This window comes from Arthrobacter sp. Z1-9 (assembly GCF_054792695.1).
In genome coordinates, this window is the sequence record NZ_CP096456.1 from 2,124,928 (window position 1) to 2,138,481 (window position 13,554).

A 13,554-nucleotide genomic window follows, 5' to 3' on the forward strand; every position below is an offset into this window, starting at 1 on the left:
GGGTCACCAGCCAGGACAGGAGGAAACCTATAGGACATCCGGGACCAAGCTAAATTCTCGCTGGCACCCAGGTCAGAGCAGACCTGCGGACATTCAGGGACTTCATCGGACCCGGCGGCAAAAAACCTAGCGCAGGGCGACGAAGTCATAGGAACCCCCGGGACCGGGGAACTTCTAACGCCCGCTTGGGCGCAACCTAAGGAGAATGCCATGACCACAGCACGTGAAATTATGACCGGCGGCGTTGAATGCATCGGCGAAAATGAAACGCTGGAAGCAGCGGCGCGCAAGATGAAAGACCTGAACGTCGGCGCACTGCCGATCTGCGGTGAGGACAACCGGCTCAAGGGCATGATCACGGACCGGGACATCGTCATCAAGTGCTTCGCGGAAGGCGGCGATCCCCGGACTGCAAAAGCAGGGGATTTTGGCCAGGGCAAGCCCGTCACCATCGGTGCGGACGATTCCATCGAAGAAGCGATCAGCACCATGCAGGAGCATCAAGTGCGCCGGCTGCCGGTGATTGACGGCCACGATCTGGTGGGCATCCTCACCCAGGCAGACATCGCCCGCAACTATCCGGAGGACAGAGTCGGGGAACTTGTGGAGCTCATTTCCTTCTACTGAGTGCATCCCAAGCGCACGAAACGACACTTGCCCACGATGGGGGAGGCAGTCCGGAAAGCCTCCGGTCATTCGGGTTCCCTCCCCGAAGTCGGACAGGTAATCAAAAATCCAAAGCCGCGAGGGCCTGGGCACGGTATCGCACCAGCCCGGGCCCTCGGGCTTTTGGTCGCCTGAATTCAGTTACTCGGTATGGAACAGGTGTCCGTGCCATTATGAGGCGAATTTATAATTTCGTTGTACTAACGGCGTGCTTCGGAGAAGATGATGGCAATAGGTGCGAGTTCTGAATCTGCAACTGCCCTGTGGCGACGCAGGAAAATTCTCCTGGTCCTCAAGATCCCTATTGAGCTCGGCCTGGTCTTGCTGGTGTTTATCACTTTCATGTACGTGCAACACGTGTTCTCGCTAATGCCGATGTACCTGAGCGGTGAGATCACGCCACGCCCTGATGCCGAAGAGGCCCTGATCAGTTCGGCCACCTCGTCCGCAATCCACATCCCGGTCCTGGGTCTGTGGCTTTTCCTGTGGCTCTGGCACCGCAGACTACTGCGAAAGAGCAAGGGGTAGCGGCTCCCTCGCCCATCTGGTCCTGCTCGCCACCGATGGTCAGCCTCTATCGTCATGATCGGCTACGAGGAATGTCGGGCCGACTGGCACATCTGGCTGCCGGCTCCGGCCGAGCAGGAAGAGGTCCGGAACGGTAACCGCTACAACTTCGTCGGCTGCACAATGTCCTCCGCTGCCGGCGCCTGGTCACATGTCCGGGGCAACCCAGTCTGGGTCACCGTCTGCGAGGGCTGCCAGGAGTTCTCGTGGGCTGGGCTGCGCTGGAGAACCCCTACAGCCTGCTGCGTCGCCTGTCCGCCGTCGTTGCGTTCCCGCTGGCTTTGGCCGGGGTTGCCGAGGGCCATCAGGGTGCGCGGGCGTCGGCAGACGGGGCTCTAAAAGCCCCAGTGGTGGCTTCAGCCGCGAACCTTCCTGAGTCTCAACCTGTGTCGATGCGCCGGGATCTTGGCCGTTACCGCGCCAACGTCGTGCCAGGGCCTGTAGGAGAGGCTTGCGCCGGAACCAGCCGTGGGTGGAGCCGAAGCTACAAGTGATGACCCGCGGCGGCGGCGGCGCAACCGTACGAGCACGAATACCGTCAAGCTGATCCAGGCGGAGGCAGCACAGAAAATCAGGATCAGCGATGCGGTTGCGCTCATGGCTCAGTGTAGGTGCGGGGCGAGGCGGCTGCTCCTCCCTCTGACCAAGGGTTACGGACCCGTGATTATGACGACACGGCCGTTATCGCTTCATGATCTTCCGTCCACCGGTAACGCTCCAGCCGCGGCGCAGGACACGCCTTGTCTGCCCTCGACAACGGGGCAGATCTGCTTCCATTGAGTCGCAGGGCGGGCACCCCGCCGGCAGCGGGATCAATGACCATGCCCGACGGCTTTCCGGTGCTGGCACCCGGCTGCGCCACACTGGAGTTGGCACTGGAAGCCGACTTGAAGACCTCTCGGAGCGGCTGCGCGCCGCCTTGCAGTAGGGCGCGGCACCGGCGACGTCAGCTATGTTTCAGCCGCCCTTTCATCGGAGCTTGGGACTTCCGCACCCTGGACTGCGCGTCTGACTTGGGCTGACGGCCTGCGCCGGGCTTTAACCAGAACAATCAGCATGGTCAGGACTGTGACCGTCCATGCGATCGCGGCGAGGAACACCAGGCCGATTGCCACTAAGGGGTGCATGCCGAAAGTCTAGGACCGCGCCACGTTGATTCTCGGACGCAACTCCGTACCACAGGGCACGAAAAAGGTGCGCCCCGTTCGCTGAGCGCACCCTTCTCGATTACCCCTCACAGTCAAATCCCCATCCGACTGCAACCATAATAAGCATGCTTAGGATTATGTGCGCAAGCCCATCGAGTATTGGTGAGGGCCGCGGCTAAACCTTTAATGCTTCTTCACACCTCGGTGCGCCGCAGCCAACCTCCACGCCGCACCCAGGTTTGTGCCATCCGGTTCTTAGATTCCGGATCAATCCACCTGACGTAATACGTCATTGAGCCATTCTGACGTTTACATTTTTTGATACTTGCCATGCGGTTCACTAGGCGTCGAACCCCCGGGCCGGCGTGGCAGCATCAAGACGTGGTTGAAAACGCCTCTCGCGTGGTTGGAGACACAAAGAAGCCCCGGAAAATCATTGATTTTCCGGGGCTTCCGTTTGTGCGCGGAGGGGGACTTGAACCCCCACCCCCTTTCGAGGACTAGCACCTCAAGCTAGCGCGTCTGCCATTCCGCCACCCGCGCAGGTGGTATTTCGGGAACCGTTTCCGCCTTTCAGCGTTTCGGGTTTCTCCGAAGCAGCGAGAAAAACTCTAACACGACTTTTCCCGAAACATCGAATCGGGCCAAGTGGGTAGGCTGAGGGCAGCAATCCAGCGCTGCAAACCCGTCATTCCCCAGTGAGGAGCTCTCAATGCCTGACGTCCTGCCCGAGGATGAAGTTGTCCGTATCTGCCAGCAACTCATCCGGATAGATACTTCGAACTTTGGTGACGGCTCCGGACCGGGGGAGCGGGCCGCCGCAGAGTACGCGGCAGGGCTCATCGAGGAAGTCGGCATGGAGGCGGAGATCTTCGAGTCAGCACCCGGGCGGGCCAACGTGGTCACCCGGATGGCCGGCGAGGATCCGTCCGCCAGCGCTTTGGTGGTGCATGGCCACCTGGACGTGGTTCCGGCCCTCCGCGACCAATGGTCGGTGGACCCGTTCGGAGCCGAACTGAAGGACGGGCTCATCTGGGGCCGCGGCGCCGTCGACATGAAAGACATGGACGCCATGATCCTCGCCGTCCTGCGCGGTTTTGCCCGCACGGGCAAAAAGCCCAAGAGGGACATCATCTTTGCCTTCTTCGCGGACGAGGAAGCCGGCGGCGCGTACGGCGCCCGCTACGCCGTGGACAAGCGCCCGGAACTTTTCGATGGCGCCACCGAAGCCATCTCGGAGGTTGGCGGTTTCTCGGCAACCATCGGCGGGCAGCGCACCTACCTGCTCCAGACCGCCGAAAAGGGCATCTCCTGGCTGCGCCTGGTCGCCCACGGACGGGCTGGCCACGGCTCCCAGATCAACACCGACAACGCGGTCACCCGCCTCGCTGCCGCAGTGACCCGCATCGGCGAATACAAGTGGCCCATCGAACTGACACCCACCACCAGGCAGTTCCTGGACGGCGTGACGGAACTCACGGGAGTTGAGTTCGACGCCGACAATCCCGACCTCCTCCTGGACCAGCTGGGGACGGTGGCGCGGTTTGTGGGCGCGACCCTGCAGAACACCACCAATCCCACGCTTGTGAAGGGCGGCTACAAGCACAACGTCATCCCGGAATCCGCTGAGGCGCTTATCGACTGCCGCACCTTGCCCGGTCAGGAGGAGCACGTTCTGGAAATCGTCCGGGAGCTCGCCGGCACGGGGGTGGACGTGAGCTATGTCCACAGCGACGTGTCCCTTGAGGTGCCCTTCGCCGGCAACCTGGTGGATTCCATGATCGATGCCCTGCATTCCGAGGACCCCGGCGCGAAGGTGCTGCCGTACACCTTGTCGGGCGGCACGGACAACAAGTCCCTGAGCAGGCTCGGCATCACCGGCTACGGCTTCGCGCCCCTGATGCTGCCGGATGAGCTGGACTTTACCGGCATGTTCCACGGTGTGGACGAGCGCGTTCCCGCCGACTCCCTCAAGTTCGGTGCCAGGGTGCTCAACACCCTGCTCACCAACTATTAGGCACGCTGCCATGCTGCCGGAAGAAGTCCTGCCGGACGCCCTTGTGGAACGGATCCGCGGCCGGGCCGCCGGATACGACCGCGATAACGGGTTCTTTCACGAGGACCTGCGGGAACTCGCCGAGGCAGGTTACCTGAAGCTTTTTGTCCCGGCGGCCGACGGCGGGAAAGGGCTTGGGCTGGAAGCGGCGGCACAGTGCCAGCGGAGGCTGGCAACGGCGGCGCCCGCCACCGCCCTGGCCGTCAACATGCACCTGGTGTGGACCGGCGTCGCGCAGGTCCTTCAGGCACGAGGGGACAACACCCTGGATTTTGTCCTCAAGGAAGCCGCCCAGGGCGAAATCTTTGCCTTCGGCAACTCTGAAGCAGGCAACGATGCAGTCCTGTTCGACTCGCGCACCGTCGCCGAGCCGCAGCCCGGCGGCGGCTACACCTTCACCGGTACAAAAATCTTCACCAGCCTGTCCCCGGCGTGGACCAGGCTGGGTATCTTCGGAAAAGACCACTCCGCCGGAAATGGCGACGGTGAACTCGTCCACGGCTTCATCACCCGTGACACGCCCGGTTACAACATTGTGGACGACTGGGACACCTTGGGAATGCGGGCCAGCCAGTCCAACACCACGGTGCTGGAAGGCGTCCACGTCCCCGAAAGCCGGATCTTCCGCAAACTTCCCGTCGGACCCAACCGCGATCCCCTCATTTTCGCCATCTTCGCGTGCTTCGAAACGCTGCTGGCCGCCGTCTACACGGGAGTGGGGGAGCGGGCACTGGAGGTGGGCGTCGAAACCGTCAAACGCCGGACTTCCTTCAAAAACGGTGGACGGAGCTACGCCCAGGACCCGGACATCCGCTGGAAGGTGGCGGAGGCCGCGATGGCCATGGACAACCTGTACCCGCAATTGGCCTCGGTTGCGGCAGACGTCGACGCCCTCGCCGATCACGGTGCGCAGTGGTTCCCGAAACTCGTGGGCCTTAAGGTCAATGCCACGGAGACCGCACGCCGCGTTGTAGACCTCGCCATCCGCGTCAGCGGCGGATCCAGCTACTTCCGGGGATCAGAGCTCGAACGGCTCTACCGGGACGTTCTGGCCGGGATGTTCCATCCGTCCGACGACGAATCAGCCCACAACACGGTGGCCACCGCCTGGCTGGGGCCCCTGGAGGATTAGGCGGTCCGCTGGACGCCGTTTACTAGGGTCCGCTGGATCCAAGTTTTCTAGACGGTCCGTTGGACCTGCATCACGCGGCGGCGCAGCCAGAACCGCCTGCCGCCGCCCACGTACAGCTTGCTGCGCTGCAGCTCCCACTTGCCGTACTCGGAGTGTTCCACCAGGCGGCGCCTGGCTTCGTGCAGTGAATCGACAGGGCTGACCGTCAGTACAAGGTACTCGTACTGCTTCGCATAGTCCCGTTCCCGCTGGACCGAGCTGGTGAGAAATTGTTCCTTCATTTGCTCTCCATTTTCGTCCTTTTCCGGCTAACGTGAAGGCATGAGCATCGATCCGCGTGTCGCGCTTCAGTCCTTGACCACCGCTTTGGAAGAACACCTTATAGCAGCATCCAACCGCCGCGGAGATGGTGACCCCTCCGTGGAGGCGGCGTTTTTCGCAGTAGCCGATGCTTTTGAAGTCTACGAGGACGCACTCTACGAGGCCTACAACGAGGTCACGCCCCTTCAGGTCTTCGATGACGAAGACGACGGGGAAGAGGAAAGCGACGTGGATGACGAGGACCTCGAAATCGTCGAGGACCGCAACGTCTGAACGGCGCAGCACCGCTGAACGCCGAGCCGCAAACGACCTACTGGAGTGCTGAAGCGTCCTCCAGGGCGCAGGCTATCTCCGGCGGCAGCGGCGTCAGTTGGGCATCCACAATCTCCTTGAGCTGCGCAGGCGTACGCGGGCCGACGATCGCCGTCGCGACACCATGCTGGGAAAGCAACCAGCTCAGGGACACGTCCTGCGGCGTCCGGCCCAGCCCCTTCGCCGCCATGCACACAGCCTCGACTGTCCTGGACGCTTTCCCGTCAAGGTAGGGCTCAACATACCCGGCTTCGGTGGCGGACGCTCCCCGCGATCCGGCCGGAATGCTGCCCCGGTACTTTCCGGTCAGCACCCCACGGCCCAGGGGTCCCCACGCCATCAGGCCCAGGCCCGCATCCTCAATCGCCGGAATCAGCTCCGCTTCAGGCCGGCGCTGCAGGAATGAATATTCGGCCTGGGCGGCCACCAGGGGAAATCCTGCGACCGCCGCGGCCTTGGCCGTCTGCCAGCCGTTAAAGTTGGAGACGCCGGCATAGCGGGCCCGGCCGCTACGTACGGCAAACTCCAACGCGGACAGCGTTTCGTCCAAAGGCACGTTGCCATCCCAGGCCTGCGCAAACCAGATGTCCACGTAGTCAGTTCCGAGCCTTGCCAGGCTTGCCTCCAGTCCGGTAAGCATCGCGTTGCGTGACGTGTCCACACCCCGCCGGCCATCCGGCGTCGTCATTCCTGCTTTCGTGGAAATGGAAATCTCCGTGCGGGCAACCACGTCGCCCAGCATCGAGCCAATCATGGCTTCCGAGCGTCCATCCGCGTAGGAGGCAGCCGTATCAAGGTGCCGTCCGCCGGCATTCAGGAAGGTCCGCAGCAACTCGGCGGCGTCCTGTTCGTCGGTCTCGCCGGCCCAGGACATGGTGCCTAAGGAAAGGGCGGAAACCCGCAATCCACTGTTGCCGACGTAACGCTGCTGCATAGCAGCAAGCTTACGGGCAGAACCAGCACTGCTCATGCCGTAGGGTCTTAGCGTGAACTGGATTGAGGCGGCCCTGCTGGGCCTTGTGCAGGGACTGACCGAATTTCTACCGATTTCATCGAGCGCCCATCTGCGGATTGTGGGGCAGTTCCTGCCCAACGCCGCCGACCCCGGAGCAGCTTTCACCGCCATCACCCAGCTGGGCACCGAAACAGCGGTAGTCATCTATTTCTGGCGGGACATCGTCCGGATCGTCAAGGCGTGGGCCGGTTCCCTTGCCGGAAAAGTTTCCCGGCAGGACCCTGACGCCAGGATGGGCTGGCTTGTCATCCTGGGCAGCCTGCCGATCGTTGTCCTGGGCCTGTTGTTCCAGGACCAGATCGAATCAGTGCTGCGCAGCATGTGGCTCGTGGCCACCATGCTGATTGTGTTCGGCCTGTTCCTTGCCGTGGCGGACGCAGTGGGCAAGCAGGAACGGGACCTGAGCCGGCTGACGTACAAGCACGGCATCCTCTACGGCTTTGCCCAGGCCATGGCGCTTATCCCCGGCGTTTCCAGGTCCGGCGGCACCATCACCGCAGGGCTTCTGATGGGCTACACCCGCGAAGCGGCGGCCCGCTACTCGTTCCTGCTGGCCATTCCTGCCGTATTCGGCAGCGGGCTCTTCCAGCTCTACAAGACTGTGTCCAAGGAGGGAATCACCGGCCCCTACGGGCTGCCCGAGACAGCCCTGGCCACGGTGATCGCCCTGGTGGTGGGTTACGTCATCATCGGCTGGTTCTTGAAGTTCGTCTCCACCCGGAGCTACCGCCTGTTCGTCTGGTACCGGATCTTCCTGGGCCTGGCCCTGTACCTCCTTCTCGGTTTCAATGTCATCAGCGCCTAGCACTAGGCTTGGCGTGTGAAATCCTGGATCTCCCGCCCTGTTCCCGACGTGCCCGGCAGCATGCCGGCCGTCCGGTTGTTCGATACCGCTCTTGGCCGGGAGGTAGCCCTGGAAACGGACGTCCGGCCCTCCATGTACGTTTGCGGCATCACACCGTACGACGCGACGCACATGGGCCACGCTGCGAGCTACGTGGCGTTCGACCTCCTCAACCGCGTGTGGCGGGATGCCGGCCATGAGGTCTCCTACGTTCAGAATGTGACGGACGTCGATGATCCGCTGCTGGAACGAGCCACGGCCACCGGGGTGGACTGGCGGGACCTCGCGGCAAGCCAGATCGAACTTTTCCAGACGGACATGGAAGCGCTCAATGTCCTCGCGCCGGACCACTACGTGGGCGCCGTCGAATCCATTTCCCTGATCGTGCCGGAGGTGGAGCGGCTGGTCAGCCTGGGGCTGGCTTATAGGGTTCGGGGCACCAATGGCGAGCCGGACGGGGATGTCTATTACGACGTCGAGGCAGCAGGCAAGCAGTCCGCGTCGCCGGACGCCTGGTCCCTGGGATCCATTTCCGGCCTCGCCGAAAGCGAAATGCTGGAGCTCTTCGCCGAACGCGGCGGTGATCCCGGCCGGTCCGGGAAGCGCCAGGCGCTGGACCCGCTGCTGTGGCGGGTGGAGCGGGCCGGCGAGCCCAGCTGGCCCGGCGGGAGCCTCGGAGCCGGCAGGCCCGGCTGGCACATCGAGTGCACGGTCATCGCCCAGAAGTACCTGCCCTCGCCCTTTACCGTCCAGGGCGGGGGCTCAGACCTGATCTTCCCGCACCACGAAATGGGTGCCGGCCATGCCTTCTCCCTCGCAGGTGTCCCGCTTGCCAAGCACTACGCCCATGCCGGAATGGTGGGGCTGGACGGCGAAAAGATGAGCAAGTCCAAGGGCAACCTGGTGCTGGTATCAAAGCTGCGCGCCGCGGGGGAGGACCCGGCAGCCATCCGGCTCGCCATCCTCGCCCACCACTACCGTTCGGACTGGTCCTGGACGCAGGAAGGCTTCGAGGCCGCAAAGTCAGACCTGGCAGCATGGCGAAGCGCACTGGCTCATGCGCCTGCAGACTCCGCCCCTGCCCTTATCGCCGAGATGCGCGCCGTGCTGGCGTCGGACCTTGACGCTCCCGCTGCCGTTGCCGCAGTTTCCCGCTGGGCACGGCAGGCAAACTCTGCCGGGGGCGCACCGAGCGGGCAGGACCAGGCGCTGGTGCGGGACGCCGTCGACGCCCTCCTCGGAATCCGTCTCTAACCGGACCGCCCGGCGCCAGGGAGTGCCTCCCGGCGGGACTGCAAAACAGGCCCTGAGCACGCCGGCGGTGCGGCGTGCTTAGGGCCTGTCCTGGCCGCGGCGTTTGAGGTAACGCTCAAACTCGCGGGCAATGGACTCGCCTGTTGCTTCCGGAAGGTCCGCGGTGTCTTTTGCTTCCTCTAGCTGCCGGACATAGGCGGCGATTTCCGGGTCCTCGGTGGCCAGTTCGTCAACGCCCCGCTCCCACGCGTCAGCTTCCTCAGCCAGTTCATGGGTGTCCAGTGGGACCTGGAGGAGCTCCTCTATCCGGTGGAGGAGGGCCAGCTGCGCCTTCGGCGACGGCGCCTGGGCAACGTAGTGGGGGACGGCGGCCCAGAGCGAGACGGTGGGGATGCCCGCCAGGAGCGAGACCTCGGAGAGAACGCCGACGATTCCCACCGGGCCCTCGTACTGGGACGCTTCCAGGTTCATGCGCTCCCGCAGCGGCGCGTCGTCCGAGGACGTGCTCACCGGGATGGGCCGGCTGTGCGGAACATCCGCCAGCAGGGCGCCCACCAGGACAACATAGTCAACGTTCAGTGCTTCGGCATGCACCAGGAGTTCTGCAGTGTAGGCCCGCCATTTATAGGACGGCTCGGTGCCCTGGACAAAAATGACGTCCACGTTCGAGCCGGGTGCACTGGCCTTGTAGATCCGCGTTGAGGGCCACTTGATTTTGCGTTCCCCGGCAGCATTCCTGCGCACGGTGGGCCTGGTGAACTGGAAATCGTAGTACTCGTCGGCGTCTATGGACGCCACTTTCTTTCCGCCCCACAGCTTGTTGAGATAACGCAGCGAGTCGCTTGCAGCCTCTCCGGCATCGTTCCAGCCTTCAAAGGCGGCCAGCATCACTGTGACGCGCTGCCCGTCAGCCACAGGCTGCAGGAAGCGCTCACTGGCGGGTCCGGCACCCGGTTCGGTGGTGTCTCCCTCGAAGCTATTCATTTCTTCACCCTACGTCCAAGGAGCGGGGTCTTGCATTGAATGAAGCGCCGAAAAATGCGTCCGGTTCCCCCGACAAGGCAGCAAACGCTGCCGTATTCGCCGAGGGCGTAGCCACAGCCCCCGTTCAGGCAGCCCCCGTAGACTGGGGGCATGCGACTGCCAACCACCAGTTCCCCGCTCAAAGCCGTCCTCTGGGACATGGACGGCACCATCGTGGATACGGAGCCCTACTGGATAGCGGCTGAACATGCGCTTGTGGAAGCCCACGGCGGAAGCTGGTCCCATGAGCAGGCCATGCAGCTCGTAGGCCAGTCTTTGACGTTCTCCGCCGGCCTCCTTCAGCAGGCCGGCGTCGATCTTGAGATCCGCGAAATCATTGACACCCTCACCGCCGAAGTGGTGGCCGCCGTAAGGCAGCAGGTGCCGTGGCGTCCGGGTGCCCGGGAGCTCCTGGAAAACCTCCACCTTGCCGGTGTGAGATGCGCCCTGGTAACCATGTCCGAAGGGCCGCTGGCCCGGGAGGTGGTGGCCAGCCTGCCCCGGCCGTACTTCGAAGTGGTGGTCACCGGGGATACCGTTGCGCAGGGAAAGCCCCACCCGGAGGCGTACCTGAAAGCGGTGGAACTGCTCCAGGACGAGGACCCGGACCTGGCCCTGCACCACTGCGTGGCGCTGGAAGATTCGGAACCGGGAGTGGCGGCGGCTGTGGCGTCAGGAGTGGCCACCGTTGCCATTCCCCATATCGTCCCGCTGCCCCAGGACGGGCGGTACACGCTGTGGGAGTCGCTGGCGGGGCGGTCCCTCGCTGATCTCGAGGACCTGGTAGTGGCCCGCTCCTCGGCGCCGTCCGCGGTCATACCGGCCGTAGTCCTTGGAGACCTCCCATGACTGAGACAGCGGCTCCGGTCCGGCGCGAGGGAATTCCGCTGGGCAGGATTGCCGGTGTTCCTGTTGTCCTGGCTTATTCGTGGTTCGTCATCGCCGCCTTCACCGTGATTGTTTACGGGCCGGTACTTGGCCGGAACAACCCTGCCCTTGGCGCCAGCGCCTACGTCATCGCGTTCGCCTACGCCGTGCTGCTGCTCGTCTCCGTCCTGGTCCACGAACTGGCCCATGCCCTGACGGCGAAGATCTACGGGTGGCCCACCCAGAAAATCGTGCTGAACCTCTGGGGCGGGCACACGCAGTTCGAGAGCTTTACCGCCACCCCGGGCCGGTCCGTCCTGGTGGCCCTCGCCGGCCCCGCCGCCAACTTTGTCCTGGCCGCCGGCGCCTGGCTGCTTCTGACCGGTGCCCCGCTTGGCAGCGTCGCCGAAATCCTCACCAACATCTTTATGTGGGCAAACTTCCTCATCGCCGTGTTCAACGTCCTCCCGGGGCTCCCGCTGGACGGAGGCCGGCTGGTGGAATCCGCCGTCTGGAAGGCCACGGGCAGCCAAGCCAAAGGGACCGTGGCAGCAGGTTGGGGCGGCCGCCTCATCGTGGTTGCGCTCGGGTACTGGTTCATCCTCCGGCCGCTGCTTGCCGGTGACTCGCCCGAGTTCAGCCTGCTTATGATCACCGTCCTGGTGGGCGGATTCCTGTGGCTCGGTGCCTCTGCCGCCATTCAGCAGGGCACGCTGCGCGGTCGGCTCCACCTGGTCAGTGCTGCAGGGCTTTCGACGCCCGCCGTCGGGCTGCCGTCCACGGCGTCGGTGCAGGACGCTCTCCGGCTTGGTGCGCCGGGCCCAACGTCGGTGGTGGTTTACGGCCCTGACGGAAGGCCCGAAGCCGTGGTCGATCCTGCTGCGCTGGCTTCGGTCCCGGCCGCTGCCGCCGGGTCAACCCCTGTAACGGCTGTCTCCTATGCCCTTGCCGCCGGCGCCTACGTGCCGGAATGGTCGAAAGGGCAGGAACTTCTCCACTTCCTGTCCCAGCTCGAAGGACGGGAATACGCCGTGGTGGACCACAACGGCAAGGTGACCGGGCTGCTTTCCCAGGACGCAGTTCTGTCCGCCATCACGGGCAGGCAGCAGCAATCCGGTAGGCATCCGCAGGGCAGGAACCGGTAGAGTTACCTGCCGGTCGTGCATTGCCGCCGCAGAAGCCACAATGTCTTAAGGGGACTTCGACGCGGGGGCACCACAGTTTTACAGGAGCGAGGAAAATCATGAGCAGCGAAACTGCCGTCAACGAAGCCACAGCAGCAGCCCGGTCGGGTGTTGCCGCCAGCGGCTCGCAGCCGGTGGGAGCTGCCCGTCGCCGCGGCCCCTTCCGGGAAGGCGAACGCGTCCAGCTGACCGACGAGCGGGGGCGGATGAACACCATCACCCTCGAAAGCGGCGGCGCTTTCCACACCCACCGAGGCTTCCTGAACCACGATGACATCATCGGCAAGGTTGACGGCTCTGTGGTCGTCAACAACGTTGGCCAGCAGTACCAGACCCTGCGCCCGCTGCTCTCTGACTTCGTCCTCTCCATGCCCCGCGGTGCGGCTGTGGTGTACCCCAAAGACGCCGGGCAGATCGTCACCATGGCCGACATCTTCCCCGGCGCCCGGGTAGTGGAGGCGGGAGTCGGCTCCGGTGCCCTCTCCATCTCGCTGCTCCGCGCCGTGGGAGACAACGGCTACCTGCACTCCTTTGAACGGCGTGAAGAATTCGCGGACATCGCCCGTGGAAACGTGGAGACAATTTTTGGCGGCCCGCACCCTGCCTGGCAGATCTCCCTTGGCGACTTCCAGGAGGAGGTTGTGCGCAGCGAGGCGCCCGGCTCCGTGGACCGGGTGGTCCTGGACATGCTTGCGCCGTGGGAATGCCTCGATGCCGTGGCTACGGTCCTGGCCCCGGGCGGCGTATGGATCAACTACGTGGCAACGGTCACCCAGCTCTCCAGGACAGCGGAGGCCATCCGCGCCGACGGCCGGTTCACCGAGCCCGACGCCTGGGAGTCCATGGTCCGCGGCTGGCACCTCGAGGGCCTCGCCGTCCGCCCCGACCACCGCATGGTGGCCCACACCGGCTTCCTGCTGGTCACGCGCCGGCTGGCCGACGGCGTCACTGGCATCTCCGTCAAGCGGCGCCCCTCGAAGACTGACTTCAACGAAGAGGACGTCAACGCCTGGACGCCGGGTGCCGTGGGGGAACGGCTGGTCTCCGACAAAAAGCTTCGGCGCGCCGCCCGCGATGCCATCGCGGGCACGAACGTCAAGGACACGCCGGACATCACGAACTAGTCCATATTTCGGGAGTCTCCCACCCTACCTGCCATCTTGGG

12 protein-coding genes and 1 tRNA gene are annotated in these 13,554 nt (G+C 64.1%); 9 read left to right on the forward strand and 4 right to left on the reverse strand.

All coding sequences use genetic code 11. The features are described from left to right. The first annotated feature begins 210 nt into the window (after window positions 1-210). The gene (locus tag M1D93_RS09770; RefSeq protein WP_163163707.1) at window positions 211-627 is read left to right on the forward strand and encodes a CBS domain-containing protein; all 417 of its coding nucleotides are present in this window, start codon (window positions 211-213) and stop codon (window positions 625-627) included. A 2,214-nt stretch (window positions 628-2,841) separates the two neighbouring features. Here the strand turns inward: M1D93_RS09770 and M1D93_RS09775 are convergent. Then, window positions 2,842-2,924, reverse strand: a tRNA-Leu gene (locus M1D93_RS09775). Between the two features lie 169 nt (window positions 2,925-3,093). Between M1D93_RS09775 and M1D93_RS09780 the strand changes: the two genes are divergently transcribed. After that, complete coding sequence (locus M1D93_RS09780) at window positions 3,094-4,398, forward strand: M20/M25/M40 family metallo-hydrolase (protein WP_461174881.1); 1,305 nt, start codon at window positions 3,094-3,096, stop codon at window positions 4,396-4,398. Between the two features lie 10 nt (window positions 4,399-4,408). Continuing rightward, a complete protein-coding gene (locus M1D93_RS09785) occupies window positions 4,409-5,569 on the forward strand; it encodes an acyl-CoA dehydrogenase family protein (RefSeq protein ID WP_461174882.1) in 1,161 nt (386 codons plus the stop codon). Window positions 5,570-5,616: 47 nt separating this feature from the next. Here M1D93_RS09785 and M1D93_RS09790 read toward each other — a convergent pair whose 3' ends face one another. Then, window positions 5,617-5,850, reverse strand: coding sequence for a DUF5703 family protein (locus M1D93_RS09790; protein ID WP_104043961.1), 234 nt, complete (start codon window positions 5,848-5,850; stop codon window positions 5,617-5,619). Window positions 5,851-5,890: 40 nt separating this feature from the next. Between M1D93_RS09790 and M1D93_RS09795 the strand changes: the two genes are divergently transcribed. Then, complete coding sequence (locus M1D93_RS09795; protein WP_461174883.1) at window positions 5,891-6,163, forward strand: hypothetical protein; 273 nt, start codon at window positions 5,891-5,893, stop codon at window positions 6,161-6,163. 37 nt (window positions 6,164-6,200) lie between these two features. Here the strand turns inward: M1D93_RS09795 and M1D93_RS09800 are convergent, their stop codons facing one another. Then, window positions 6,201-7,136 (reverse strand): aldo/keto reductase, encoded by a 936-nt coding sequence (locus tag M1D93_RS09800; protein WP_461174884.1) that lies wholly within the window; start codon window positions 7,134-7,136, stop codon window positions 6,201-6,203. A gap of 52 nt (window positions 7,137-7,188) precedes the next feature. On the opposite strand from M1D93_RS09800, the gene M1D93_RS09805 reads away from it, so the two are divergent. Further along, complete coding sequence (locus M1D93_RS09805) at window positions 7,189-8,022, forward strand: undecaprenyl-diphosphate phosphatase (protein ID WP_461174885.1); 834 nt, start codon at window positions 7,189-7,191, stop codon at window positions 8,020-8,022. 15 nt (window positions 8,023-8,037) lie between these two features. Beyond that, window positions 8,038-9,315: a cysteine--1-D-myo-inosityl 2-amino-2-deoxy-alpha-D-glucopyranoside ligase gene (gene mshC / locus M1D93_RS09810; protein ID WP_461174886.1), complete on the forward strand. Its 1,278-nt coding sequence runs from the start codon at window positions 8,038-8,040 to the stop codon at window positions 9,313-9,315. Between the two features lie 78 nt (window positions 9,316-9,393). Here the strand turns inward: mshC and M1D93_RS09815 are convergent, their stop codons facing one another. Beyond that, on the reverse strand, window positions 9,394-10,299 hold the full coding sequence (locus M1D93_RS09815) for a PAC2 family protein (protein WP_461174887.1): 906 nt from the start codon (window positions 10,297-10,299) through the stop codon (window positions 9,394-9,396). Window positions 10,300-10,449: 150 nt separating this feature from the next. Between M1D93_RS09815 and M1D93_RS09820 the strand changes: the two genes are divergently transcribed. From M1D93_RS09820 to M1D93_RS09830, 3 genes are all read left to right on the forward strand, one after another. After that, window positions 10,450-11,187 (forward strand): HAD family hydrolase, encoded by a 738-nt coding sequence (locus M1D93_RS09820; RefSeq protein ID WP_461174888.1) that lies wholly within the window; start codon window positions 10,450-10,452, stop codon window positions 11,185-11,187. Further along, window positions 11,184-12,350, forward strand: a complete 1,167-nt coding sequence (locus M1D93_RS09825; protein WP_461174889.1) for a site-2 protease family protein — start codon at window positions 11,184-11,186, stop codon at window positions 12,348-12,350. Before M1D93_RS09820 ends, M1D93_RS09825 begins: the two co-directional genes overlap by 4 nt. Window positions 12,351-12,448: 98 nt before the next feature. Beyond that, entirely contained in the window at window positions 12,449-13,513 is a 1,065-nt protein-coding gene (locus tag M1D93_RS09830) for a tRNA (adenine-N1)-methyltransferase (RefSeq protein ID WP_461174890.1), read from the forward strand. Window positions 13,514-13,554 lie beyond the last annotated feature (41 nt).

What these genes read in the sequence shown, in the direction of transcription:
- M1D93_RS09770 (WP_163163707.1), top strand. Translation starts at nt 211, where the DNA reads ATGACCACAGCACGTGAAATTATGACCGGCGGCGTTGAATGCATCGGC.
- M1D93_RS09780 (WP_461174881.1), top strand. Translation starts at nt 3,094, where the DNA reads ATGCCTGACGTCCTGCCCGAGGATGAAGTTGTCCGTATCTGCCAGCAA.
- M1D93_RS09785 (WP_461174882.1), top strand. Translation starts at nt 4,409, where the DNA reads ATGCTGCCGGAAGAAGTCCTGCCGGACGCCCTTGTGGAACGGATCCGC.
- M1D93_RS09790 (WP_104043961.1), bottom strand. Translation starts at nt 5,850, where the DNA reads ATGAAGGAACAATTTCTCACCAGCTCGGTCCAGCGGGAACGGGACTAT.
- M1D93_RS09795 (WP_461174883.1), top strand. Translation starts at nt 5,891, where the DNA reads ATGAGCATCGATCCGCGTGTCGCGCTTCAGTCCTTGACCACCGCTTTG.
- M1D93_RS09800 (WP_461174884.1), bottom strand. Translation starts at nt 7,136, where the DNA reads ATGCAGCAGCGTTACGTCGGCAACAGTGGATTGCGGGTTTCCGCCCTT.
- M1D93_RS09815 (WP_461174887.1), bottom strand. Translation starts at nt 10,299, where the DNA reads ATGAATAGCTTCGAGGGAGACACCACCGAACCGGGTGCCGGACCCGCC.
- M1D93_RS09820 (WP_461174888.1), top strand. Translation starts at nt 10,450, where the DNA reads ATGCGACTGCCAACCACCAGTTCCCCGCTCAAAGCCGTCCTCTGGGAC.
- M1D93_RS09825 (WP_461174889.1), top strand. Translation starts at nt 11,184, where the DNA reads ATGACTGAGACAGCGGCTCCGGTCCGGCGCGAGGGAATTCCGCTGGGC.
- M1D93_RS09830 (WP_461174890.1), top strand. Translation starts at nt 12,449, where the DNA reads ATGAGCAGCGAAACTGCCGTCAACGAAGCCACAGCAGCAGCCCGGTCG.